Source organism: Rhizobium jaguaris, from assembly GCF_003627755.1.
GTDB classification, from domain to species: domain Bacteria; phylum Pseudomonadota; class Alphaproteobacteria; order Rhizobiales; family Rhizobiaceae; genus Rhizobium; species Rhizobium jaguaris.
The window spans coordinates 3194129-3217889 of sequence record NZ_CP032694.1; the positions used below are offsets into that span (position 1 = coordinate 3194129).

General features: G+C 59.0%; 20 protein-coding genes and 1 pseudogene. 7 read left to right on the top strand and 14 right to left on the bottom strand.

What is annotated here, in order from left to right; translation table 11 throughout:
• Positions 1 to 25 precede the first annotated feature (25 nt).
• Positions 26 to 688, top strand: a complete 663-nt coding sequence (locus CCGE525_RS15555) for a GNAT family N-acetyltransferase (RefSeq protein WP_120705067.1) — start codon at positions 26 to 28, stop codon at positions 686 to 688.
• Positions 689 to 719: 31 nt separating this feature from the next.
• Here CCGE525_RS15555 and aac(6') read toward each other — a convergent pair whose 3' ends face one another.
• The gene (gene aac(6') / locus CCGE525_RS15560; RefSeq protein ID WP_120705068.1) at positions 720 to 1157 is read right to left on the bottom strand and encodes an aminoglycoside 6'-N-acetyltransferase; all 438 of its coding nucleotides are present in this window, start codon (positions 1155 to 1157) and stop codon (positions 720 to 722) included.
• A 148-nt stretch (positions 1158 to 1305) separates the two neighbouring features.
• On the opposite strand from aac(6'), the gene olsE reads away from it, so the two are divergent.
• The 6 genes from olsE (at position 1306) to CCGE525_RS15590 (ending at position 10520) form a co-directional block, all read left to right on the top strand.
• Positions 1306 to 2301, top strand: a complete 996-nt coding sequence (olsE, locus tag CCGE525_RS15565) for an ornithine lipid hydroxylase OlsE (protein ID WP_120705069.1) — start codon at positions 1306 to 1308, stop codon at positions 2299 to 2301.
• 9 nt (positions 2302 to 2310) lie between these two features.
• Complete coding sequence (locus tag CCGE525_RS15570; protein ID WP_245472024.1) at positions 2311 to 3210, top strand: glyoxalase; 900 nt, start codon at positions 2311 to 2313, stop codon at positions 3208 to 3210.
• 216 nt (positions 3211 to 3426) lie between these two features.
• Positions 3427 to 6750 carry a thiamine pyrophosphate-dependent enzyme gene (locus CCGE525_RS15575; RefSeq protein WP_120705070.1) on the top strand — a complete coding sequence of 1108 codons (3324 nt, stop codon included), beginning with the start codon at positions 3427 to 3429 and terminating at the stop codon, positions 6748 to 6750.
• Between the two features lie 262 nt (positions 6751 to 7012).
• Positions 7013 to 8158, top strand: coding sequence for a PspA/IM30 family protein (locus CCGE525_RS15580; RefSeq protein ID WP_120705071.1), 1146 nt, complete (start codon positions 7013 to 7015; stop codon positions 8156 to 8158).
• 5 nt (positions 8159 to 8163) lie between these two features.
• Complete coding sequence (locus CCGE525_RS15585; RefSeq protein ID WP_120705072.1) at positions 8164 to 8814, top strand: OB-fold-containig protein; 651 nt, start codon at positions 8164 to 8166, stop codon at positions 8812 to 8814.
• On the top strand, positions 8814 to 10520 hold the full coding sequence (locus CCGE525_RS15590; RefSeq protein WP_120705073.1) for a flotillin family protein: 1707 nt from the start codon (positions 8814 to 8816) through the stop codon (positions 10518 to 10520). The genes CCGE525_RS15585 and CCGE525_RS15590 overlap by 1 nt, the downstream gene beginning before the upstream one ends.
• 97 nt (positions 10521 to 10617) lie before the next feature.
• Here CCGE525_RS15590 and olsC read toward each other — a convergent pair whose 3' ends face one another.
• The 13 genes and pseudogenes from olsC to CCGE525_RS15655 form a co-directional block, all read right to left on the bottom strand.
• Positions 10618 to 11463 carry an ornithine lipid ester-linked acyl 2-hydroxylase OlsC gene (gene olsC, locus CCGE525_RS15595; RefSeq protein ID WP_120705074.1) on the bottom strand — a complete coding sequence of 282 codons (846 nt, stop codon included), beginning with the start codon at positions 11461 to 11463 and terminating at the stop codon, positions 10618 to 10620.
• Positions 11464 to 11821: 358 nt separating this feature from the next.
• Positions 11822 to 12211, bottom strand: a complete 390-nt coding sequence (gene crcB, locus CCGE525_RS15600; RefSeq protein WP_120705075.1) for a fluoride efflux transporter CrcB — start codon at positions 12209 to 12211, stop codon at positions 11822 to 11824.
• Between the two features lie 122 nt (positions 12212 to 12333).
• The gene (locus tag CCGE525_RS15605; protein ID WP_245472025.1) at positions 12334 to 13737 is read right to left on the bottom strand and encodes a voltage-gated chloride channel family protein; all 1404 of its coding nucleotides are present in this window, start codon (positions 13735 to 13737) and stop codon (positions 12334 to 12336) included.
• 257 nt (positions 13738 to 13994) lie between these two features.
• On the bottom strand, positions 13995 to 14819 hold the full coding sequence (locus CCGE525_RS15610) for a class I SAM-dependent methyltransferase (RefSeq protein WP_120705076.1): 825 nt from the start codon (positions 14817 to 14819) through the stop codon (positions 13995 to 13997).
• Between the two features lie 181 nt (positions 14820 to 15000).
• On the bottom strand, positions 15001 to 16101 hold the full coding sequence (locus CCGE525_RS15615) for a helix-turn-helix transcriptional regulator (RefSeq protein ID WP_120705077.1): 1101 nt from the start codon (positions 16099 to 16101) through the stop codon (positions 15001 to 15003).
• Positions 16102 to 16401: 300 nt separating this feature from the next.
• Positions 16402 to 17445 carry a Gfo/Idh/MocA family protein gene (locus tag CCGE525_RS15620; RefSeq protein WP_120705078.1) on the bottom strand — a complete coding sequence of 348 codons (1044 nt, stop codon included), beginning with the start codon at positions 17443 to 17445 and terminating at the stop codon, positions 16402 to 16404.
• Between the two features lie 8 nt (positions 17446 to 17453).
• Positions 17454 to 18239, bottom strand: a complete 786-nt coding sequence (locus tag CCGE525_RS15625; RefSeq protein ID WP_120705079.1) for a ThuA domain-containing protein — start codon at positions 18237 to 18239, stop codon at positions 17454 to 17456.
• A 204-nt stretch (positions 18240 to 18443) separates the two neighbouring features.
• On the bottom strand, positions 18444 to 18785 hold the full coding sequence (locus CCGE525_RS15630) for an SMR family transporter (protein ID WP_120705080.1): 342 nt from the start codon (positions 18783 to 18785) through the stop codon (positions 18444 to 18446).
• A 19-nt stretch (positions 18786 to 18804) separates the two neighbouring features.
• Positions 18805 to 19368, bottom strand: coding sequence for a TetR/AcrR family transcriptional regulator (locus tag CCGE525_RS15635; protein ID WP_120705081.1), 564 nt, complete (start codon positions 19366 to 19368; stop codon positions 18805 to 18807).
• A gap of 78 nt (positions 19369 to 19446) precedes the next feature.
• Positions 19447 to 20546 (bottom strand): annotated as a pseudogene (locus CCGE525_RS15640) (ABC transporter ATP-binding protein).
• Between the two features lie 54 nt (positions 20547 to 20600).
• Entirely contained in the window at positions 20601 to 21485 is an 885-nt protein-coding gene (locus CCGE525_RS15645; protein ID WP_120705082.1) for a carbohydrate ABC transporter permease, read from the bottom strand.
• A gap of 1 nt (position 21486) precedes the next feature.
• Complete coding sequence (locus CCGE525_RS15650) at positions 21487 to 22389, bottom strand: carbohydrate ABC transporter permease (protein ID WP_120705083.1); 903 nt, start codon at positions 22387 to 22389, stop codon at positions 21487 to 21489.
• 72 nt (positions 22390 to 22461) lie between these two features.
• Positions 22462 to 23730: an ABC transporter substrate-binding protein gene (locus CCGE525_RS15655; protein ID WP_120705084.1), complete on the bottom strand. Its 1269-nt coding sequence runs from the start codon at positions 23728 to 23730 to the stop codon at positions 22462 to 22464.
• Positions 23731 to 23761: the final 31 nt, after the last annotated feature.

The following is a 23761-nucleotide window of genomic DNA, read 5'->3' on the forward strand; positions in this document are numbered from 1 at the left end:
GCATTTGATACCAAAGGATTTTGATATGGACCTCGCGAATTGGAACGGCGTGCCGCGCCCGGAACGAATCACTCTGGAAGGCCGCTATGCCCGACTGGAGCCACTCGGTGCGGCGCGGCATGGCGCGGACCTCCTCGCTTCGGCGCAAGCGTCGGGCGCGGAGGATCGCTTCCGCTATCTGTTCGAGGAAGCGCCGGCCGATGTCGCCGCCTTCACGCCCTGGCTTGAAAAGGCCGCCGCCAGCACCGATCCCCTGTTCTTCGCCACGATCGACAAGCGGACCGGCAAGGCCGAAGGCCGGCAGGCGCTGATGCGTATCGATCCCGTGCATGGCGTCATCGAGATCGGCAGCATTCTTTGGGGGCCCGCCATCGCCCGCAGCCGCGTCACTACCGAAACGCTCTACCTCTTCGCGACTTACATCTTCGACACGCTCGGCTACCGCCGCTTCGAGTGGAAATGCCACAATCTCAACGAACCGTCGAAGCGCGCAGCCGAGCGTTTCGGTTTCACCTTCGAAGGCATCTTCCGCCAGCACATGGTCGCCAAGGGCAGGAATCGCGACACCGCCTGGTTCGCTATCATCGACGCCGACTGGCCGCGCCTGAAGGCCGGTTACGAGAGATGGTTGTCTCCTGAGAATTTCGACGAGGCCGGGCAGCAGAAGAGCAAGCTGACGTTCGGGTGAAGCCTCGGCTGCTCGGCATACGTCTCTTGTCCTAAAGCGGCTTTCGAAAATAGACGACGCGCCCGGTTTCCTCGAAACCCAATGCAGCGTGGAATGCATGGCTTTCAACGTTGTCGAGCAGCGCGTCCGAGCCGAATTCACGGCATCCGGCAGCACGCCCCCAGGCAGCAATCGCGTGGCAGAGCGATCGAGCGACGCCCTGCCGCCTGTGCCCCGGCAATACATAGATGCCCTCCAGAAAAAGCACCGGAGACGTCTCGCAGCCGTTCACATAGTCGTGCCGAAGTGTCGCCTCCGCAAACCCCACGACCTCCGCCTGCTCGCAGGCAAGGTAGGCAATAGCACCTTCCTTCGAGAGAAATTCAGCGAGCTCGGCGCGATGATATTCGATCGAGCTTTCCGGCCAGAGTTCGGCACGCAGACGCGACCATGCATTCGTATGTTTGGGTTCCGCTTCCTCTATGCGCATGGCTTGGCCTCCAAGGATCCGAGGTCTAATTTACCAGACTCGAATCGATCACCGGAAGATTTCGCTTCCTCGTCCACAATCATCGCGGTACATATCCCGCATATTGCGCGCCACCCCACCCGACTGACGAGAATTCGAGGACAATGGCATGACATTTCAAAACAGTTCGCGTCTCTACGCTGCTGTTTCATCCTTATTGTGGCCGGCCATCTTTTGCGCCGGGCTGACAGGCGCCTATTTTGCGTTTCAGTCGCATATGCCGCTCCTTTGGTTCAATGTCGTCTATCTCTCGATCGTGGCGACGATTGCGCTGTTCGAGCGGCTGATGCCCTATGAGGAGGCCTGGCTGGAACGCGACGGCGAGACGTTTAGCAATGTCGCGCACACGCTTTTGAGCAAAGGGAGCGTGCAGATCGCGGCAGCCATCGGCACGTCATTTCCGATGGCGGTGGCGACCGTAGCGCAGCCTTTTCTGAGCCACCAGGCACATATCTGGCCAGAGCAATGGCCGATGGCTTTGCAGGTCGTGCTTGGATTGGTTGTCGCCGAATTCGGCCTCTATGTCGCCCATCGCCTAGCGCATGAATACCTGTCGCTTTGGCGTTTCCATGCCTTGCATCATAGCGTCGAGCGGTTGTGGGTCATCAACACCGGGCGTTTCCACATCATCGATTCGCTGTTCAAGATCGCGCTGGGGCAGATCCCGCTCTATCTCTTAGGCTCGCCGCTGCCGGTCTTCCTGTGGATCGGCGCGGTGACGGCCTTTATCGGCCTCCTCACCCATTGCAATATCGATGTACGCACAGGCCCGCTCGACTGGTTCCTTTCCACGCCGCGCTTGCATCGCTGGCATCACTCGAAGCTGCTGGCCGAAGGCAACACCAATTACGGCGAAAACCTCGTAATCTGGGACCAGATCCTTGGTACCTACTACAACCCACCCCGCCCCTCCTCCACCGACATCGGTATCAGCGGCAAGGTGGCAAAGGGCTTCCTTGCCCAGCTCGTGCAGCCCTTCTCCACCAAGGGACGAAAGCAAATTATTGGGAAAAAACCGAAGGAGTTGGTGGCCAAGGAAGAACTGGCTGCCAGAGCGGCTGCCGTTCGCGAACAGCCCCGCGAGTCGATCCGAAAAACGAGCTGAGAGACGATCATGAGCGGCCTCCCTCACTTGGCGTCGAAGCGCGCAGCGTTCGCCGGCCTTTGCCTCGCACTTGGCGCCCCGTTTTCCGCTTTGGCGATGGATCAGGTCGGCGTCGGTCCGCAATATGATACGACCCACGTCTATGTCGCGCCCGACAAGGTCGATGTTTTTGCGAAAAGCTTCCTCGCCACCTTCGGCGGCACCAGCACAAAACAGGTGACGACCAAGGCGACGCCGACGCCGAGCGGCACGACATCGCAACTGTTGCAGACGCCGGCGGGCTATGTGTCGCTCTTCGGCTTCACGACGCCGATCCCCTACCCTTTCGGCCTTGAACGCACAGGCTATCTCGTCACCGATATGGATAAGGCAGTCGCAGCGGCAAAAGCCGCCGGTGCCGACATCATCGTCGCGCCGTTCCCCGATCCGATCGGCCGCGATGCCGTCATCCAATGGCCAGGCGGTGTCAACATGCAGCTCTATTGGCATACGGTGGCCGCCAACTATCCGCCGCTGCAGACCGTGCCGGAAAACCGTGTCTACGTTTCGCCCGATCGCGTTGGTGTTTTCGTTGAAGATTTTATCGCCTTTTCCCATGGCAGGATCGTTTCCGATGATCCGAAAGCCCCTGGCGTCGAGATTGGCCGGCCGAACGACACCTTTCATCGCATCCGTCTCGAATCGATTTTCGGCCGGATGACGGTGCTCGTCACCGACGGGCATCTTCCCTATCCTTACGGCCGCGAGATCACAGGCTATGAAACCACCGACCTGAAGGATACACTTACCAAGGCGACGGCGAGCGGTGCTGCGGTGATCACAGGCCCCTATGCCAGCGACGGCCGGGAAGCCGCGGTGGTTGCGTTTCCCGGAGGGTATATCGCGGAGATTCATGCAGCGACGAAATAGGTTTTCGCCTCTTCGCGCCATCCACATTTAAGATGATACGCACAGAGATTTTTGTGTTGAAACCAGCGCCGCTAAATTCCAGCATGCAACCAGTGCTCGGAAACCTATTTCAAATCGAGAAGATATTGTCATTTAACGTGTATTGAAAAAGCCACCCCACGGGGTTACCTATCGCACGCAAATGAATGGCCATGAAAGATTAGGAAAATTATTGAAATGGAAGGGAGATTTACCACAGATCATCTCAAGCAACTCCATAGAATATTTTTCACATCTCGTGAAATAGACCGACTTGAACGAGAATTCATCAAGCAAGGCATAGCACATTTTCACGTTTCCGGCGCGGGACATGAGTCGACGGCGCTGTTGAACGAATTCCTCCATGAAGACGACTGGTTGCATCTGCATTATCGCGACAAAGCCTTGATGCTGGCGCGCGGCATGCCCATTCGTGAGTTTTTCTCGAGCCTTCTCGCCACAAGCAACTCCCATTCCGCCGGCCGGCAGATGAGCGCGCATCTTTGCTCCCGCGCTCTCAACATCACCTCCATCGTCGGCCCCGTCGGCAACAACGCACTACATTCCGTCGGCGTTGGCGCCGCGCTGAAACACAAGGCCGGCATGCCGATCGCCATTTGTTGCGTCGGTGACGGCACCACGCAGCAGGGCGAATTCGTCGAAGCCGTGGCCGAGGCCGTGCGCAGCCAATATCCCGTCGTCTTCATCGTCGAAGACAATAGTTTCTCCATCTCGACGCGGACTACCAAGCAGACTTTCTTCGATCTGCCGACCGGACCCGCTTCTTCTTTCTACGGCCTCGACATTATCCGTGCCGATGGCGACGATCTGCAGGCGTCACGAGAAGCTTTCCGCAAGGCGGTCCGCCACAGCCGCAACAACCGTACGCCGAGCCTCGTGGTTCTCAATATCGAGCGCCTGTCCGATCACACGAATGCCGACGATCAGAAGACCTATCGCACCCAGGAAGAGATCGAGGCCGGCTTCATCCACGATCCGCTCACCAATCTGCGCGCCGCCCTGCACGAGGCGGGTGTCGACGCTGCCGCGCTGGAACAGATCGAGAAGGATCTGACTGCCGAGGTGCAGGCGCAAGCAGCCCTTGCCCGCAAGGAAGATGCGCCGCATGTCGAGCCCGAGGCGAAGGCGCCCTATCCGGCTTCGTTCGACAAGACTACCGAATATCGCGGCGGCAAGAGCGCTGCGACTCTGACCATGCGCGAGGCGCTGAACGGCGTGCTCGACAAGCAGCTTGCCGACAATCCCGACGTAGTTCTTTTCGGTCAGGATATCGAAGATCCCAAGGGCGATGTCTTTGGCGTCACCCGCGGCCTCAGCACGAAATATCCCGAGCGGGTGCTCAATGCCGCGCTCAGCGAATCGACCATCGTCGGCACAGCTGTCGGCCGCGCGCTTGCCGGTCAACGCCCCGTCGCCTTCCTGCAGTTCGCCGATTTCCTGCCGCTCGCTTATAACCAGATCGTCTCGGAAATGGGCAGCATGTACTGGCGCACCCAAGGTGCCTGGGAATCGCCCGTGATCCTCATGGTGAGCTGTGGCGGCTATAAGCCAGGCCTCGGACCGTTCCACGCGCAAAGCTTCGAGAGCATGCTGGCGCACACGCCCGGCATCGACGTCGTCATGCCCTCCAGCGCCGGCGATGCCGCGGGTCTGCTCAACGCCGCCTTCGAGTCGCGACGTCCGACCGTCTTCCTTTACCCCAAGGCCGTGCTCAACAATTCCGACGGCCGCACCTCCACCGATCTCGACAAGCATTTCGTCCGCCCCGGCTTTTCGCGCTACGTCGCCCGCGGCCGTGACCTGACGCTGGTCACCTACGGCAACACGGTTTCGCTCTGCGCCAAGGCGGCGAGCGCCTTCGAAGCCCAGGGATTTTCCGTGGAGGTCATCGACCTGCGCTCGATCTCGCCCTGGGACGAAAAGGAAGTGCTCGCGAGCGCCAAGCGCACCAAGCGCCTGATCGTGGTGCATGAAGACAATCGCTCTGTCGGCATGGGCGCCGAAATCGTCGCGACTGTTACCGAGAAGACCGACGTACCCGTCGTCGTCCGCCGGCTGGCCCGCTCGGATGCGCATGTGCCGTTCAATTTCCGCAACCAGTTGGAAACGCTGCCTTCCTACAGCAAGCTGGTCGATTTGATGGCTGAGGTTCTCGAATGCGAGGTCACCTGGCATGAAGAGGACAAGACTGGCCCAACCGCCGCCATCAAGGCTATCGGCTCCGGCCCTGCTGATGAAAACGTGCTGGTGACCGATCTTCTGGTCAAGCCGGGCGATACGATCGAGGTCGGCCAGCTGGTCGCCGTAGTCGAGGCGACCAAGGCCTCCGTCGAAATCTGCGCCAATATCGGCGGCGTAGTGCAAGAAGTCTTCGCCAAGATCGGCGACCAGATCGCCACCGACAGCGCGCTTTTGACCGTCGATGCCGACCGTGACCTGAGCGAGCGCAACTTCGCGCTTGCCTCGGAGACTCACAATAAATTCGTGCTGCGCCGGCTGAAGTCGCATGCGATCCCTGCGTTGCGCCGCCACTCCGGCAATTTCTCCGAAATCGCCGTCAGCGGCATGGGTTTTGCGACGGGTGCCCGCCGCGTCAGCAACGAAGACATCATCCACAATTGGCCCAACCGGCGCGCCGAGGAAATATTTGCGCTGACCGGGATCAAGAGCCGCTTCTGGGTCGGCCCTGGCGAAGGCACATTGAGCCTCGCGACTAAGGCTGTCCGCGATCTCTTGCGCCAGACCAATATGACGATCCACGATATGGATCTCGTCATAGCCGCGACCGGCACGCCCGATATCGCCACGCCATCGCTTGCAAGCCGTGTTGCGGTCGCCGTTGCCGAAGACGGCGTGCGGCCGTCGCTTGCCGCCTATGACATGGGAGCTGCCTGCTCGGGCTACATCTACGCCCTGCAGCAGGCTTACGACTTCATCGCCCAGCAGAACGACGCCAAGGTGCTGATCGTCACCTCGGAAGTGCTTTCGCCGCTGCTCGACATGAACGATTTCTCCACCGCCATCCTGTTCGGAGATGCCGCCACGGCCTGTCTGGTGACCAGCCGCGACATGGCGCGCAATCCGCTTTTTGCCGCCAGTCGTCCGATCATCAGCGGCCGTCCGGAGCCGGGCGACCTCCTTTATGTGCCACTGCCGGATGAAGGCGTTATTTCGATGAACGGCCGCTCGGTCTTCACCGAAGCGGTGCATTCCATGTCGCGCTCGATCGAGGACGCTTGCGTCGATGCCGGGCTCGAGCTCGCCAACCTTGACCTTCTGGTGCCTCACCAGGCCAATCAACGCATCATCGACACCATCGCCAAGCGCAGCGGCCGGCCGGCTCTCAGCGTCATCGAAACCTATGGCAACACTAGCTCGTCGAGCATCCCGCTCGCCATGATGCACGTCGCCAATGAACGCTCCGAACCGCTCAACCTCGGCCTCGTCGCCTTCGGCGGGGGTATGACCTCCGGCGCAGCCATCGTGCGCACGATAAAATAGTAATCTTCAAGCAGCCCGAGCCGCCGTCTTCAACAGACGGCGGTTCCGCGTGGACGCGGATGCTTTCTCCTGATTTTTTGTTGTTGCTGGCATGATCCAGCCACGTTCTGCCGGTTGCACTTAACCATTCGGCCGACTACGCTTAGGTAGAGTGTAGCATCAAAAAAACGCAACCTGCCTCCCCTTTCGTTCATTACAATTCATCCATGTTTGCCTGCGCGTCTTCTTGAAAAGCACCGGAGCGGTACTTTACTTATATCGCATGGCAAAGACACCCGGTCCATCGCGCCAATCGCTCCTGCGTTATGAGCTTGCTCCCGATAGCGCGGCACGGAACGCTTTGGACGAGACCTTTGCCGCATACGGGCAGATGATGGCGATTCTGACCGAGATCGTTTCGGATAAAGCCGGGGCCAATCTCGTCGTTCTTCACGATCTTGCCTATGAAACCATTCGCGAACGCACAGGTTTACCCGCACGTCTGGTGACGCTTGGCCTGCGTGATTTTGCGGCCAGTCGCGGCGGAGTGGTCGATGTCAACCGCCTGCCGCTCGATGAAAAACTCTTTGCCATCAAGGGTCCGTCGGACCTGACAATCTCGACGGTACGCGGCCGCGTCGCCGTGCCCTTCGACGTGGCCGGTTATTCCAGGGGGTGGGAGAGTGTTTTTCCTGCCTACTTGGTCGCCGATGCCGGCCACTACGAGATTCACATCGGCGTAACGCCAAACTCCCCCCGAACGGAGGAAAACATGATGATGAACGAAGGCATTCTTTCCCGCATGGGACGGCTGATCGCCGGCCTCGCCAATGCGGCAATCGACAAGGCGGAAGGCGCAAACAAGATCGCGGTCATCGAACAGGCACTGCGTGAGATCGACGCTGCAGCCGACGAGGCCCGCACCGATCTCGGCAAAGCGCGCGCCGAGGAATACCGTATCCAGAGCCGTCGCACTGAAATCGTCGACGACCTTGCGGCCCTCGACGAAAAGATCCGGCTTGCCGTCTCCAACGACCGCGACGATCTCGCCAAGGCGGGTGTCGCGCGCCAGATTGATCTCGAAGCCCAGATAGCCGCGCTCGACAAGGCGCTGGCCGACGTGCGTGAGCAGATCGATGAAGGCCAGAAGGCGCTGCAAGCGGTCCTCGCCACCCGTCGCGAGGCGGAAGCCCGGTTGGTTGATTTCAAGCGGAGCGTTGTTCGTCACGCGCCGGAGGAAGCGGCCGGCAGCAAGTCCCATTCGACGCCCGGCGCCGGTGCCGCCCGCGCTGCCGCGGCAGTCTCACGCCTGACCGGCGTGCCCGCAGCGGAACCCACAACCAGCGCCGAGCTCGACGAACTCGACCGCCTTCACCGAGAACAGGCCATCGAAGCCCGCCTTGCCCGTTTCAAGGCGAACAGTCGATAACGACGATGCACCTTTTTTTCGCGCCCGAATGCGGGCCATTTGCCATCGCGGCAATGATCCTGGTTGGCCTGACCGCTATCGAGATCCTTTCGATGCTGCTCGGCTTTTCCTTGAGCGAGTTGATCGGCAAGCCGCATTTCGAGAGCCATGACGGTTTTGTCGCCGGTCTGCTCTCCTGGATTAATGTCGGCGGCGTGCCGCTGTTGATCCTCATCATGTTGGTGCTCGGCACCTTCGCAGTCACGGGTTTTGCCATACAGGCGGTGGCAGACATCGCCTGGGCCCCCCTGCCGGCAATCGTTGCCGTGCCTCCCGCTGCCCTCCTCGCCATTCCTTTGGTGCGAGGCTCGACTCGTACCGTCGCACGGCTCGTTCCGCGCGACGAAACCTATGCCGTCGATGCCGGCGATTTCGTCGGCTGCACCGCTGAAGTCACCATCGGCCCTTTGGACCAGGGCCTGCCCGGCCGCGTCTGCGTCAAGGACGCGCACGGCAACTGGCACCAACTGCGCGCTGGCGCCGCCAAAGGCGAGGGTCCCCTGGCAGTTGGCTCCAAAGTCCTTCTTGTCGACCGCAAGGCCGACATTTTCATCGCAGTTCCCGCCCCATCGGACCTTATCGGTTCCGATGATCAATCCTCTACGGAGCAACACTAATGAACGGCCTATACGATCTTATTCTGCCAGCAGGCATCGGCATTGTTCTGATCCTCGGGATCGGCTTTGTTCTTGCCTCGCTTTATGTCCGATCGAGCCGAGATGAAGCCTATGTGCGCACCGGTCTCGGTGGCCAGAAAGTCGTCCTCGACGGTGGTTCCGTCGTCCTGCCGATCTTCCATTCGATCGCCCGCGTCAATCTCAAGACTTTGCGGCTGGAAGTCCACCGCGGCGAAGGTGATGCACTGATCACCAAGGACCGTATGCGCGTCGACATCGGCGCCGAATTCTACGTCCGTGTCAAACCGGATATCTCCTCCATCGCGCTTGCTGCGCAGACGCTTGGCAGCCGCACCAATGACACCGAGCAATTGCGCCAGTTGATTGAAGCGAAATTCGTCGACAGCCTGCGCTCTGTCGCCGCCACGATGAACCTCGATGCCCTGCAGGAGCAGCGCATGGATTTCGTCAAGGCGGTACAGGAAGCAGTCGGAGCCGACCTGCAATCCAACGGTCTCGAACTGGAATCCGTGTCGCTGACCCGCCTCGATCAGACCGATATCAAGCATTTCAACGCCAACAACTTCTTCGACGCCCACGGTCTGGCAGCGCTGACCCGTGTAACCGAGGCCCGCAAGAAGGAACGCAACGAAATCGTTCGCGATACCGAAGTCGCGATTGCGCAGAAGGATCTGGAGGCCCGGCAGCAATCACTGACCATCGAGCGGACGAAACGCGAGGCCGAACTCAGCCAGCAGCGCGATATTGCCAATAAATCGGCCGCGACCCGCGCCGAGACGGCGCAGCAGGAACAGGCCGCGAAACGCGCTGAGGAAGAAGCCCGCATCGCCGCCGAACAGGCGATCGCAGAACGTGAAGCCGCCGCCAAGCAGGCGCGTGAGTCCGCCAATATCGACTCGACCCGGGCCGTACAGCAGCGTGACACACAAGCTCGCCGCGATATCCAGATCGTCGCGCAGGAAAGCGCCATTGCGGTCGCCAACAAGAGCCGCGAGGAGTCGGAAGCCAAGGCGCAGGCGGAGGCTGCGCGCGCACTCGCGATCGCCGCCGAAGAAAAGGTTGGCACGGCCAAGGCCGTCGAAATCGCCGAACGCGAAAAGCAGATCGCTGTGATCGACGCGCAAAAGCGAGCACAGACCCAGGCGACTGCCGTCACCATCGCTGCTGAAGCGGAAAAGCAGGCGGCCATCGATCAGGCCGACGCCATTAAGACATTGGCGACCGCAGAGGCAGATGCGGCAATCATCAAGGCCAAGGGTATTCTGGAAACCGGTAAGGCGACGGCTGAGAGCGAAGCGTTGCTCAACGAAGCCCGCAACAAACTCAGCCCCGCCATCATCGAATATGAAGTGACCCGCGAGCGCATTCGCATTGTGCCCGCAGCCCTTGCCGAGGCGGTCAAGCCGATCGAGAAGATTTCGGACATCAGGATCTTCGACACCGGTGGCATGCTCGGCCGCAACGGCAATGGGGCGAACGTCGGCAGCGGCGTCGGCTTGGGCGAAGGTCTCGCCGGCCAGTTGCTCTCCTACCAGGCCAACAAGCCGATCCTCGACCGCCTGCTCAAGGAGGCCGGCTTCGAGGGTGACAACGCCATCGCGGCGCTGCTTGCCAATCTGGATGGCAAGAACGCTGTCGCGTCTCCGCGCGAAGAGGATGTCGAAGACATGGACGCGGATAAATAGCGCGGTGGAGCAGCCTCGCTAACTCGACCCTTCAAATAAAACCCCGGAATCCGCAAAGGATTCCGGGGTTTTCGATAGGGTCTGCAAGCGATGCGCCTTATGCCTTCGGACGGTTTCTCAGCGCTTCGGCTTCAGCGTAGAACTTCTTTTCCCATTCCTTGTGATTGTCGAGGCCTTCGCGAATGAACGGCGTGAAGATCGCCAGGTTCATCAAGGCCCAGTTGACGATGCGAGCCGGGAGCTTCAGTGGCTTGACGAAATCGACGAAGAGGACGACGCGGGTCTTGTCGGAGTGGTTCCAGGCCTCGTGCTCATAGGCGTCGTCGAAGATCAGCGCCTTGCCTTCCTGCCAGTGGCAGACCTGCTTATCGACGCGGATAGCAAGCTGGTCGTTAGGCTCCGGCACGACGAGGCCGACATGCAGGCGCAACACGCCGTTGTAGGGGCCACGATGAGCCGGAAGGTGCTTGCCCGGTTCGAAGATCGAGAACATCGCCGTTTTCAGGCCCGGAATTTTCTGCACGGCCGCCCAGGTGTTCGGGCAGGCCTTGATGTTCTGCTCCGACTTCACGCCAAAACCGAGAAGGAAGAAGGTCTTCCAGCGGCTGTCCGTCGAAATGGTCTTCACATCGGTGGAAATGTCCTGGAAGGTCGGCAGCTCGCTCTGGCGCAGCAGCACCTTTTCCAACTCGGCGCGGATCGCGGGATAGTCCTTCTCGATCTCGGCGGCCCAGGGAAAGGTCGCATTGTCGTAGACCGGCGGGTTGCCGAGCTTGGCGTATTTCAAATTGAGGCTTTCGGCCCAGGCGACGATGCCCATGAAAAAGCGCGTCATGGCGCTCGGACGGTCCATCGGCGCGATGCCGGCTGTACCGAAGTTTTGTTCCGGAGCACGCGGCTCGGTGGTTGTGGGAGCTGGTGCGCTCAAAGTGCTCTCCGTCATATCTGTCTGTAGGCTCTATCTGGGGGAGGAAATCTTGTCTCAGGGGAATCTGCTTCGAAATCTTGGAGAGGCAGGTCCGGCAACTTCAGTATTTGCCCGGCCTATCCCTGATCGGTGCCTGACTCCTCTGTTATGCAATAATCATAATAGGCGATTATATGAGTCCGTTAGTCGAATTTCGCAAGAGAAACCGTTCGCGAGAGCGGTGCTTTGCTGTGCATTGAAATCTCAGCGAATTCCCGAAATCTCTGCCGCAGAGCCGGCAAAAATACGGCCGGCAAAGACGCTTTTTGCCGCAGGCCGCTTCACATTTTCGATAGCCGGTCACTGTCGAACAATAATTGCCCGGCGAAGGGATTTATGCGGTCTGGCCTTGTGCGAGCAGCCGGATAATCGTGAGCCCGACGACCAGCGCGGCCAGCGACAAGAAGAGAGACAGGGCGACATAAATCAGGGACGCTACCCATTGGCCACGCTCCCAAAGGGCGACTGCATCTAGCGAAAAGGTCGAGAATGTCGTGAAGCCGCCAAGGATTCCCGTGGTCAGGAAGAGCCGCAGTTCCTGCGACAGGCCACTGCGGAGAACGAAATATTCGGTCAACAGGCCCATGATCAATGAGCCAACGGTATTAACCGCGAGTGTCCCAAAGGGAAATGCGAGGCCCAGCAAGCGTGCGGCGGCTTGATTGACGCCGAGACGAAAGGCGCCGCCCAATCCGGCGCCAAGAAAGACGATCAGATAGTTCATGGAACTCCCCGAATAAAATCAGACAACGATATCCACTTTTAGAACTTCTTCGGTCGCACTCTCGTGACCGGCCACATTCCAATGCTTGATCTGCCCGTAAATGATGACTTTCCGCGTTAGGTTCATGACTTCGAACCTTCCCGTTGGGATTGTGGCGGCGCCTGGTGAACTCTCCCGATCATGTCGCCTAATGCTCTGGCGTTGAGATCAGGAACGTGACGAAGGGGGATACCAGAGGGAATGTGACTGGCCGCGGCGCTCTTCACGATACCGATACGCTGCGACGGATAGATGCTGGTATGGCCGCTGCAGATATAGGCGAGGAAGCAGGCGACGGCGAGATAGACCGTATGCGTCGCGCCGAAGAGCTCGATACCCATGATCACGCAGGCGAGCGGTGTGTTGGTGGCTCCTGCAAAGACCGCGACAAAGCCGAGCGCGGCAAAAAGATCGATCGGCGCACCAAGGACGGCGGCAATCGCATTGCCGAGTGCGGCGCCGATGAAAAACAACGGCGTCACTTCACCCCCCTTGAAGCCGGCGCTGAGTGTCACGATCGTAAAGACCGCCTTCCAGAACCAGCTCCAATAGTCGATGCGTGCAGGATCGAAGAAACCTGGAATCGTCGCATCACCGGGATTGGGCGACCAGACACCGAGGCCAAGATATTCGCGCGTGCCAAGCACATAGACCAAGGCGATAAGCACTGCGCTGGCGATGACTGGTCTCAGCGGCGCATAGGCGCAAATCCTTTTAAAGACTGCCGTCATCAGGTGAGAAATTTCACTGAAGCATCGCGCCATCAGTCCGAAGAGCACGCCGGCAATGCCGACCTTCGCAAGCAGCAACGCATCGAGATGGAACGTACTTGCCGGCGTGCCAGCGAGATAGGCGATACGGTACTGAATGTGCTCGATGCCCCAGGCATGGCAGGTCCAGTCGGCCGCAATCGCCGCCGCAAGAGAAGGAATCAGAGCCTCATATTGGATGCGCCCGATAGTCAGAACCTCGAGCGCAAAGACAGCACCCGCAATCGGCGTGCCAAACACAGCGCCGAAGCCGGCGGCAATGCCGGCCATCAGCAGGATACGAACCTCGGCGTCGTTCAGCCGGAAAAGCTTGGCGAAGGCGCTCGCGATGCTGCCGCCGAGCTGTACGGCCGTTCCCTCGCGCCCCGCGGAGCCGCCGACCAGATGCGTCAGCACGGTCGAGACCAGGATGAATGGCGCCATGCGCAGCGGCACACCGCCGCCGGGTTCATGGATCTGATCGACGATCAGATTATTGCCGCCCTCCGCCCCCCGGCCGAAATGCTGATAGGCCAGCACCATCAGGAAGCCCGCGACCGGCATCAGAAAGATTAGCCAGGGATAATCGAAACGCGCCACCGTCACCCGGTCGAGGCTCCAGAGAAACAGAGCGCAAAGCGACCCGACCACGGCTGCCATCGGCACCACCAAGATGATCCATTTGAATATGCTTCGCAATTGCTGAAAACGATGATTAAAAAATGCAGATGCGGACATTAGTTCGTCCCTCCCGCAAGACCAGCGGCCGGCCTGTCGGGGATAGCGATCATTGAACAAGAAAAGGGTAACAGCAGAATTATGGACACGATCCTACTCCTTCGCCCAGCGGGCGTATCGAGTAGGAGTCATTAGCATCTCTGGAATTCAGAGCAGCGGTTCGGCCACCATGGCCCGGCAGAATCCATTGCCGTTGGGTTCTCAATACAGACACGGGCGCGCGCCTGTCAATCCGGGCGTCGCAAGCTCGGCTGCCATCAATTGGCCTTGGCGACCATTTCGATCGGAGCAATCAGCCCGCCTCCCACCGCCGCGCCGACATTACCCAGCCGCTCCGCCGCGCTCGGCCCCATCAGGGCAGCTTGGCTCAGCGCCTGCCCGCCATTTTCGGCACGGGCACGCATTTCCTGCGCCACCCGGATCGCCAGCGCGCTACGGTCCTGCTCGAACTCCACCGTGAAGCCGGCATCTTCAAGCAGTTGTCGATAGGTCGCGGGGCTTCGCACGAAGCTCGTCTCCGGAGTCATCGCCCATGGCATCGGATAGGGCAGCTCAGCGTCGCGAACCTGCATGATCTCGTAAAGGCCGAACCGACCGCCGCGCTTCAGCACCCGCCGCACCTCAGCAAACAGCGTCGCCTTGTTTTCGATGTTCATGCCGACGTGGATCAGCGTCGCGCGCTCAAAGCTTTCATCGGCAAAAGGCAGTGCCAGTGCACTTGCCTGACGGAACGACACCTGCATGGCCATGCCGCACCGCTCAGTCAGGGCATTGGCGACATTGACGAATTCATCCGTCAGATCGACACCGGTGACGATACAGCCATACTCGCTGGCGATATAGCGCGCGGACCCACCAATCCCCGATCCGATGTCGATGAGCCGCATGCCATCGAGCAAATCGAGATCTTTGGCGAATTCCACCGTTGCCTCGCGCCGTCCAAGGTGAAACTCATCGATACCGGCGAGATCGTCGATGCTGAGATGATCAATATCCTTGCCACTGGCCGTGAGACCGCCAAGGATCGTCGATTCCAGCGAACCACGCGTATAGTGGCTTGCTACCTTTTCTTCGGTGGACATGATCCCTCCTTCAATGACCTCACATTCACACGATCATGGAAGAATGCTGCGCCCGCGCCCTACTCCCGTCAAGCGATTGCAGCGATGGCATACGAGGCAGATCAGCAGAAATCGTGACGCATGCCAGTCAGTGCGCAATCGATCCACCGGATCGATTGCCCGGGCTTCGCCCAACCGCGTCTCACCTCATCCTGATCCCTGCCAGCAGCAGGGAGAGCTCCGGCTGCCGGTTCGTATCGGTCTTGCGGTAGATCGATTTCAGATGGGCTCTGGCCGTCTGATAACTGACGGTGCGCTGGGTTGCGATGTCGTGCAGGGTCATGCCCTGGGCAAGCATCAGGGCGATTTCCGCCTCGGCGCGGGTCAATCCGAAAAGCTTGGTCAGCGTTGCCGGCCGCTGACGAACTTTCTCCTCGGGATCTTCAACGGTGGCAAATGCACAGGAATGGCAGAAAACATCCTGCATATCGCTATCGAGGCGCTGCATGCGCACGATCAGCGGCCGCCGGCCTTTACGGCTGAGCAGCAGGATTTCCGGCTCCGCGGACGTCAGCAGGTTGCCGTCTCCGAGTACGGCTTTAAGCCGCCGATCGAAAGCGTTTGCGTCTTCCTTGCGGATCGGGCACATCCGCCCCTGATTGATTTGCAGATCCGGACCGAGCAGCCGGCGCATCTTCTCATTGACGGTGGTCACAAGGCCCATCCGGTCGAAGAACACGCAAGCGACATTGGCCATCTCGAAGGCAGTCGCCATGCCCTTCACTTCACTTGCGGATATGTCGCGCATAATTTTCGCCGTGATCATCAGTTTCTGACGTATGCGATGCAAACTTCTTGCTTCGTCTCGGCTGTAGGGACCGTCCTCGATCCGCCGCTGCAAGGCAAATCCGAGGAGATCGTCGCCGGACGAAAAACCTACTATTGCCGACCAGCGCAGGCCAAAACGCTCTTGCGCGCGGTAGAAATCGAGTGTCTTGAATTCGTCTTCACCCGCAAAATCCTGCTCGAGCATTACTCCCGCTTGCCGCATGATCGGGATGTGCTGCCTGCGATAATCCTGCCTGTACCACTCTTCCGCGAAATAATTCTCCATCGCAGGAGCAAGGCTTTCCGTGACGATGAAGGTGTTAAGCAGCCGACCTTCGATCGGGGCGATGTTGGCACCGAAGGATCTTGTCGCCTCCGCGACCTTCTCCAGCACGGCCGGCCATAGCGTCGTATCCAGCGCGGCGCCAAAAAATCCGTCCGTTGCCCGGTCGAGTCCATGAAGATCGAACCGCATTAGCCCCTCTTCTCGGCTATATCGACTGATCCAAGCATTTCACCCATTACGTCCCCCAACGTTATGTGCGAATCAGTTTATTGATGCAAATTCTAAATAATACAAGAAACATTTTTGGTATTAGTGACATTTTACAGAATACATTTAACATAACGCGCATCTAATATATACAAAAATGTCAATAATATCATTAGATTACGGACAGCAATAAAAAACATGCTTTGAATTTCTACTATCTCCTAAAAGAAACGGCCGCCCAAAGGCGGCCGCTTTAAACGTCGGAGATAGAACAAGGCATTGTCAAACCTTCAGTTCGCGCCGCTCCTTCTCCGTGACCATCGCAAGGTCGAGCACACGCTGCAGATTGGCAGCATGGCGGAACGTTGGGTCCTGATGACTACCGGTCATGACGGCGTCCGCAAAACGCTGATAATTGGTCGGCACGGGCGGAACCTCGATAACCTTCCATGTCGCGGTTTCCGTATCCTCGCCGAGGCAGCCGCGCAATTCGGAACCGTTAGGACTATGGGAGATCTCCAGCCCGCCGCGCTCGCCATAGATACGCAGTTTCAGCTCGTTGAGATGTCCCGTTGCCCAGCGGCTCGCATGCACGACGCCGAGCGCGCCGTTGGCAAAATCGACCGACATCGAGAAGCTGTCATTCGCATCGAGCGTATATTCGCCGATGCGCTCGTCCGGCGCCTTGTTGAAGGTCTTCAGCCGGGCGAAGACATGGTCGATATCCGTCGCCGCGCCATAGGCGGCGAAGTCGAGGATATGGATGCCGATATCGCCAAGCACCCCATTCGAGCCGTGACCGGTCGACAGCCGCCACAACCACTTGGATTCGCTTCGCCAATCGCCCCAGGCCCGGGAAACGAGCCAGCTCTGCAGGTAGGACGCCTCCACATGCTTCACCGTGCCGATCTCGCCCGATATCACCATTTCGCGCGCCTTTTGCAGTTGCGCGACATTGCGATAAGTAAGGTTGACCATATTGACAACGCCGGCCCGTTCGGCTGCCTCCGTCATTTCCAGAGCCTTGTCGTAATTCTCTGCAAGCGGTTTCTCGCAGAGAACATGCTTGCCGGCGGCAAGCAGCGGCAAAGTCGTCGGATGGTGAGCCCGGTCCGGCGTAACGTTGGTTGCCGCATCGAACTCACCCCAGGTGAGCGCTTCATCCAGCGACGAGAAGCGTTTCTTGATATCGAACATATCGCAAAAGGCGGTGAGCCTCGTCGCATCCGTATCGACGGCGCCGACGATTTCGACGCCAGGAATGCGGGCGAAATGCTCCACATGGTTCTTCGCCATGCCGCCCGTACCAACGACTATAAGACGCATATTATACCTCAGCGATAACCGGCTTCGCCGGCCTGGTGCAGTTTCGGGCCACGCTCGACGATCGGCTCCAGCGCTTTTTCGACCGGGACATTCGGCGCATCATGGATATTCGCCTGGGTGCCGAGCGGATTGTGCGCCCACTTGACGCCATTGATCAGCACCTTCTGTACTGTCTCGTTGTGATAGGTCGGATAGGTCTCGTGGCCGGGGCGGAAATAGAAGATGTTGCCCGCGCCGCGACGCCAGGTCATGCCGGAGCGGAAGACTTCGCCGCCCTGGAACCAGGAAATGAACACCGTTTCCAACGGCTCTGGAACGGAGAACTGCTCGCCGTACATCTCCTCGTTTTCCAGCTCGAAATGTTCACCCAGGCCGGCTGCGATCGGGTGGCGCGGATTGATGACCCAAAGGCGCTCGCGTTCACCCGCTTCGCGCCACCTCAATGCGCAGGGTGTACCCATCAGCCGCTTGAAGATCTTTGAGAAATGACCGGAATGCAGCACCAGGAGGCCCATGCCTTCCCAGACGCGCTTGGCGACACGCTCGACGATTTCGTCTTTCACGGCGCCGTGGTCCTTATGGCCCCACCAGACGAGAACATCCGTGTCCTTCAGCCGCGCCTCGCTCAAGCCGTGCTCTGGCTCCTGCAGCGTCGCAGTTGTCGCATTTATTCCCGTATCGGTGTTGAGTGCCTTGGCGATCGTCGTATGCATGCCCTCGGGATAAATCCCGGCAACGACCTTGTTGGTTTGCTCATGAATATTCTCCCCCCAAACGACGGTGCGAATGGTCATCTCGGTGCTCCTCTAAAACATATTCAATTGAATAGGTTAGCCGAAACCAAAGCGCTTTGAGAAATGGCTACTCCCAGCTCTCCTTCCGGCCTCCTGAGCAAGACATAGCCCGTCATTTGCGATTTGACAAAGGCAAAATCGCCGCGACCGAAAACGTTTTCGGTCATGTGACACAAACCGTGATGCAAACTGCGCAGCACGGTTCTAATGCGACACGGATTTCGAAAAGAGATTGACCACGAGCACGCCGGCGATGATCAATGCCAGTCCGATGATCGCCGCCAGATCTAGCTTCTGGCGGAAAAACACCAGGCCGACGGCGGAGATCAGCACGATACCGAGTGCGCTCCAGATGGCATAGGCGATGCCGACCGGGATGACACGTAGCGTCAGCGACAGGAAATAGAAGGCAGCGACGTAACACAGCACAAGCACGATTGAGGGACCGAGGCGTGTAAACTGCTGCGACATCTGCAACGCAGTCGTACCGATCACTTCCAGCACAATCGCCACCAGCAGCATCGCATAGACAGATGCATTCGCCATTCCGGTCTTCCCCTGATTTCTAAAGCTGCGTGAGTTCGATCAGCCGGTCGATCAGCTTTTCGCGGGCGCCTTCATCCATCTCATGGCTGCCGAGCAAGTCGGCCAGCCAGAGCCCATCGGTCGCCAGCCGCACAATCTCAGCGTCGGCTGAAGAGTCCGTGCCGACATATTCCTCGCTGCGCTCGCGCACCCAGTCGCGCCAGCGCTGGCGCAATTGCGGTTCGCTGAGCAACACCATCGTCACTTGCGCCCAATTCCTCGCTTCCTGCGGCTGGTCGCGAAGTGCGAGGCAGGCGCGAAGATAGCCGCGGGTAAAACGCCCATGCGGCAACGGATCGGCCCGCATCGCCTCTTCGATTGCCCCATCCAGGCGCTCAAGCAGGCTGTCGAACAATGCTTCCAAAAGGGTATTTTTGTTGGGAAAATGATGCAGCAGCCCGCCCTTGCTGACACCGGACGCGCCCGAGACCGCATCCAGCGTCACCGCCGTCATCCCCTTTTCGGACGCCAGCCGCGCGGCCACCTCCAGCAACTGCTGGCGGACGAGTAAAGGCTGCTTCTTTCTGTGGTGCGCTGTGGACATGCCGACATAACATACCAAATAGACGGTTTCGTCAATGATAAGTTTGGGGCCGGCCGCCGCCGGTAGTCGTTTTAGCCGCTAGTGCGCTCCCTCAATCGCGGAATGATGGGCGACATCGTTCTGGTCGAAGATCGTCAGCTTGGTACCATTAACAGCAAACGCGATCGGCGCTCCCGTGGTGATGGTGGTCATCCCCGGGTCGGTCCCGATGATCTTCGAGCCATCCTTCAGCCTGACATGGACGAGCGAACGATCGCCCAATCTCTCCACCGTCTCGACCGTGCCGGCAATATCCCCTTCTCCGCCGTCGTGGCCACCAGATATTCGGGCCGGATGCCGAGCGTCAATTCGGAGCGCGCCATGCCGTTCAGCGGGACCGACGTCTTAATGATTGACCCATCGGGCAGGATTGCCGTCGTAAAGCCTCCGGCTTCGCTAACGCCAGCCACATTGACGAAGTTCATGCCCGGTGAGCCGACGAACTGCGCAACATAGCGCGTCGCCGGACGCGTATAGATCTCTACCGGTGTCGCCACCTGCTCGATTTTCTTGTTGTTCAGCAGCACGATCCGGTCAGCAAGCGTCATTGCCTCCACCTGGTCATGGGTGACGAAGACCATCGTCGCACCCAGCCGCTCGTGCAATTGGGCAAGCTCGACACGAGTGCGGGTGCGCAGGCCGGCATCGAGGTTGGACAGCGGCTCGTCGAACAGGAAGACCTCGGGCTCCCGTACGATGGCGCGGCCGATGGCGACACGTTGACGCTGACCACCCGAGAGCTCGGAAGGCTTGCGGTCGAGCAGATGCGGCATCTCCAATATTTTGGCGGCGGCATCGATGCGCTTCGCGATCTCCGCTTTCGGTGTCTTGATATTCCTGAGGCCGAACGACATGTTCTCGCGAACTGTCATATGCGGATAAAGCGCATAGGACTGGAACACCATCGATACGCCGCGCTCGCCGGGCGGAAGCTGGTCGACGCGCTTGCCCCCGATCCAGATCTCGCCGCTCGTGATCGACTCCAGCCCGGCAATCATCCGCAGCAGGGTCGACTTTCCGCAGCCGGACCCGCCCAGGAACACGACAAACTCTCCGCGCTGGATCGTGAGATCTATGTCGTTGAGAACCTGCACCGCACCGAAATGCTTGGTGAGGGATTTGATGTTGATACCTGCCACTTTTTCCTCCTCCAGGAGAATTGAACCTTGTCAGACCTACCCTTTTCCCTCGGTCTATTTGACAGCACCAACCGCTACGCCTCGCGTCAGCGTGCGTTGGAAAATCAGGAAGAAGATCACCGTCGGGGTGACGCCGAGCAAGGAAGCCGCGGCAATCGCGGTCGGATCCTGCGTATTGGCGCCCGACAACACGCCCATGGCGACGGAGACCGTCTGGTTATTGTTGGAGACCAGGAAAACCAGGGGAATCAGGAACTCGTTCCAGGTCCAGATGAAGAAGAAGGTTGCCAGCACGGCAAGTGTCGGCCGCAGCACCGGCACGATCACCTTCCAAAGAATTTGCCATCGGCTCGCATTGTCGATTAGCGCCGCCTCGATGATCTCACGCGGGAACGTCGTCAGGACCGATGACAGAAGATAAGTGCCGAACGCGGTGTGCAAAACGCCGAAGATCAGGATCACGGCGAGCATCGAGTCGAACAGACCGATCTGTTTGGCCATGTAGTAGAGCGGATAGACCAGCGCTTCCTGCGGGGCCATGATGGAAATCAGCAAGACCACCAGCAATGCTTTGCCGCCCCGAACACGCCCGATGCCGATGGCATAGGCATTGAGCAGGCTCAGAACCACGGCCAATATGGCTGTGCACCCACTGATCAGAATGCTGTTGAAGAGCTTGCGGGTGAAGTCGACCGTCGTCCAGAAGTTCTGGAGCGCTGTCAGGTCGAAACTATGCGGCAAGGCAAGCGGACCATTGGCCGCATAGTCCGCCGGCGTCTTGATGGCGTTCAAAGCCGCCAGCAGGAACGGAAAGAGCGTGGCAGCAAGAAAGACGAGCAGGATAGCCAGGACGATCCAGCGGGCAAAGCCTTTTTTCTGGCCATGATGCACATGCATGTCCGATACAACTTCAGTCGAAAGCGATGCCGTGGTGGTCATGTTAGCGCCCTCCCTCTTGTTTCGACTGCATGCGCAGGAAGGCGATGCCGAGCACTATCGTCATCACGGTCTGCAGGGTCGCGATCGCCGCTGCATAGCCGACGCGGTTTGTCGTGAAGAAATGATAGTAGGACAGATAGGAAGGCACCGTCGTCGCGTTGTCGGGGCCGCCGGATGTCAGAACGTAAATCGGCGCGAAGACCTTGAGCGCCGCGATCAGCGTTGTAAGGGCGACGACAAAAATCTCGGGCATGAGCATGGGGATGGTGATGTAGCGAAACCGTCCGAACCAGCTCGCATTGTCGAGTTCGGCGGCTTCGTAGAGCGAAGGGTCCACACGCGCCAATCCGGACATGAACACGACCAGGCAATAGCCGACCTGAACCCAGACGATGACGGCCGAAACCGCCCAGAGCGCAAAGCTTGCGTCCCCCAGCCAATTCTTCGCCAAGAAATCGAGGCCAATCCCTTTCAGCACCGCGTTGATGATACCGACCGGGTTGAGGATCCAGGCCCAGAGAACGCCGGCGGCCGTCAGCGGCAAAATCTGCGGCAGATAGAAGCCGGCGCGAAAGAAACTCGACCAGGTTTCGCTGAACTGCGCACTGATATAGTCGAACAGAACCGCCGCCAGAACCAGCCCAAGAAGAATGGGCACGATCGTCATCGAAATGATGAACAGAACCGTGTGCTGGATCGAACTCCAGAACACCGTATCGGCGAGCAGCCTCTGGTAGTTCTCGATTCCGACATAGCGCGGCGCAATGTTTCCACCTTTCCAGGTGGTGAAGCTGATCGCGAAGTTGGCGATTAACGGTACGAGCACCACCAGGATAAACCCCAGCATGCCTGGGATCATATAAAGGTAGTACCCCGCCCTCCCGGCGTTCTGAGACTTGTCCATCGAGTTCCTCCAGTCCGATACGGCGAGGCGGCATTGAAGCCGTCCCGCCGCCATGAATCGTTGCCGATGGTTTTATTGCGCCGCCTGCACGTCGTCATAGGCCTTCTTCAGGCGCGCGACGAACTGGTCGGGCGTCGACGAGCCATTCACCAGACCCGTGGTCGCCTGGATGAGGAGCTCATAGTAGCCGGGTACCGGCCAATCCGGATAGAAGCCGAGGCCACCCTTGTCGGAGATCTGATTGAAGATCTCCACATTGCGCTTGCCCACCTCATCGGTAATGGCTGCCGGATCGGCGGCGATGGCGACACCGCCAAGATTTGCCTGTGCGTTCTGGTTTTCCTTGCTCAACACAAGGCCGATGAACTCTTCGGCAAGATCCTTGTTCTTGGCGCTCTTCGGCACCATGAACATGCTGCCCGTGGAGCCGGTGCTGTACTTCGGCGTCGGGAAGACGAACTGGCTCCACTTGAAGTTCTTGATATTGGTAGCGAAATTGCCGTTGTTCCAAGTACCGCTGACAAACATTGGCGATTTGCCGGAAGAAAACAGGTTGTCGGCACCGCCCGTGCCCTTGAGACCGGTCGAATCCTTGGAGATGTAACCCTTGTTGACCCAGTCGACGATCTTCTGAGCGGCAAACAGGAAGGGCTTGGTGTCCAGCGCAGCCTTGAGGCCCTGGTAATTCTTGACCCAGGTGTCGTCTGCCTGCGTCAGCGCCAGCGTATACAGCAGATGCTGCCCGTTGGAATCCACCGTGCCATAGGCAAGCGGCGTAATGCCCTTCTTCTTGAAGGCATCGAGAGCTGCCTCGAACTCCTCCAGAGTGGTGGGCACCTTGATGCCGTTCGCTTGGAACATGTCAACGTTATAGAAAACCGAGACAAATTCGGCATAGGCGGGGATGCCGATCATCGGACCGGAGCCATAAATGCCATTCTGGTCGTATTTGCTGAGCTGGGTCTTGGTATCGCTCAGAATCTTGTCCCAGCCGCGCGACTTGAATTCGTCGTCGAGCGGCGTCAGCAGTCCCTGTGAAGCGACGAGGCCGGCCGTGGCGTTGCCCTTGTTATATTCGAGCACATCCGGCGCCTGGTCCGAATTAAGGATGAGGCTGCCAGCCTTTTGCAACTGCTCGAAGGTCTTCTGTTCGAAATTGATGGTGACGTCGGGATGCTTGGCTTTCAGTTCGCCGAGCGCCTGCGTCCACGCCTTGGCTTGAGGCGTATCCGGCAGCTCGTACCACCAGACATTAAATGTCTTGTTCTGGGCTTGCGCTACACCGGCAGCCAACAGAAGCGACATGCCGGCGCTGATCGCCAGCTTCGAAAACATATTCATACATTCTCCTCCACTTTGCGAACCGTGACGG

Coding starts and splice junctions, on each gene's coding strand:
- CCGE525_RS15610 (WP_120705076.1), bottom strand. CDS start 14,819: ATGTCCACCGAAGAAAAGGTAGCAAGCCACTATACGCGTGGTTCGCTG.
- CCGE525_RS15585 (WP_120705072.1), top strand. CDS start 8,164: ATGCACCTTTTTTTCGCGCCCGAATGCGGGCCATTTGCCATCGCGGCA.
- olsC (WP_120705074.1), bottom strand. CDS start 11,463: ATGACGGAGAGCACTTTGAGCGCACCAGCTCCCACAACCACCGAGCCG.
- crcB (WP_120705075.1), bottom strand. CDS start 12,211: ATGAACTATCTGATCGTCTTTCTTGGCGCCGGATTGGGCGGCGCCTTT.
- CCGE525_RS15575 (WP_120705070.1), top strand. CDS start 3,427: ATGGAAGGGAGATTTACCACAGATCATCTCAAGCAACTCCATAGAATA.
- CCGE525_RS15590 (WP_120705073.1), top strand. CDS start 8,814: ATGAACGGCCTATACGATCTTATTCTGCCAGCAGGCATCGGCATTGTT.
- CCGE525_RS15645 (WP_120705082.1), bottom strand. CDS start 21,485: ATGACCACCACGGCATCGCTTTCGACTGAAGTTGTATCGGACATGCAT.
- olsE (WP_120705069.1), top strand. CDS start 1,306: ATGACATTTCAAAACAGTTCGCGTCTCTACGCTGCTGTTTCATCCTTA.
- CCGE525_RS15625 (WP_120705079.1), bottom strand. CDS start 18,239: ATGACCATTCGCACCGTCGTTTGGGGGGAGAATATTCATGAGCAAACC.
- CCGE525_RS15655 (WP_120705084.1), bottom strand. CDS start 23,730: ATGAATATGTTTTCGAAGCTGGCGATCAGCGCCGGCATGTCGCTTCTG.
- CCGE525_RS15570 (WP_245472024.1), top strand. CDS start 2,311: ATGAGCGGCCTCCCTCACTTGGCGTCGAAGCGCGCAGCGTTCGCCGGC.
- CCGE525_RS15635 (WP_120705081.1), bottom strand. CDS start 19,368: ATGTCCACAGCGCACCACAGAAAGAAGCAGCCTTTACTCGTCCGCCAG.
- CCGE525_RS15620 (WP_120705078.1), bottom strand. CDS start 17,445: ATGCGTCTTATAGTCGTTGGTACGGGCGGCATGGCGAAGAACCATGTG.
- CCGE525_RS15630 (WP_120705080.1), bottom strand. CDS start 18,785: ATGGCGAATGCATCTGTCTATGCGATGCTGCTGGTGGCGATTGTGCTG.
- CCGE525_RS15605 (WP_245472025.1), bottom strand. CDS start 13,737: ATGTCCGCATCTGCATTTTTTAATCATCGTTTTCAGCAATTGCGAAGC.
- CCGE525_RS15555 (WP_120705067.1), top strand. CDS start 26: ATGGACCTCGCGAATTGGAACGGCGTGCCGCGCCCGGAACGAATCACT.
- CCGE525_RS15580 (WP_120705071.1), top strand. CDS start 7,013: ATGGCAAAGACACCCGGTCCATCGCGCCAATCGCTCCTGCGTTATGAG.
- CCGE525_RS15650 (WP_120705083.1), bottom strand. CDS start 22,389: ATGGACAAGTCTCAGAACGCCGGGAGGGCGGGGTACTACCTTTATATG.
- CCGE525_RS15615 (WP_120705077.1), bottom strand. CDS start 16,101: ATGCGGTTCGATCTTCATGGACTCGACCGGGCAACGGACGGATTTTTT.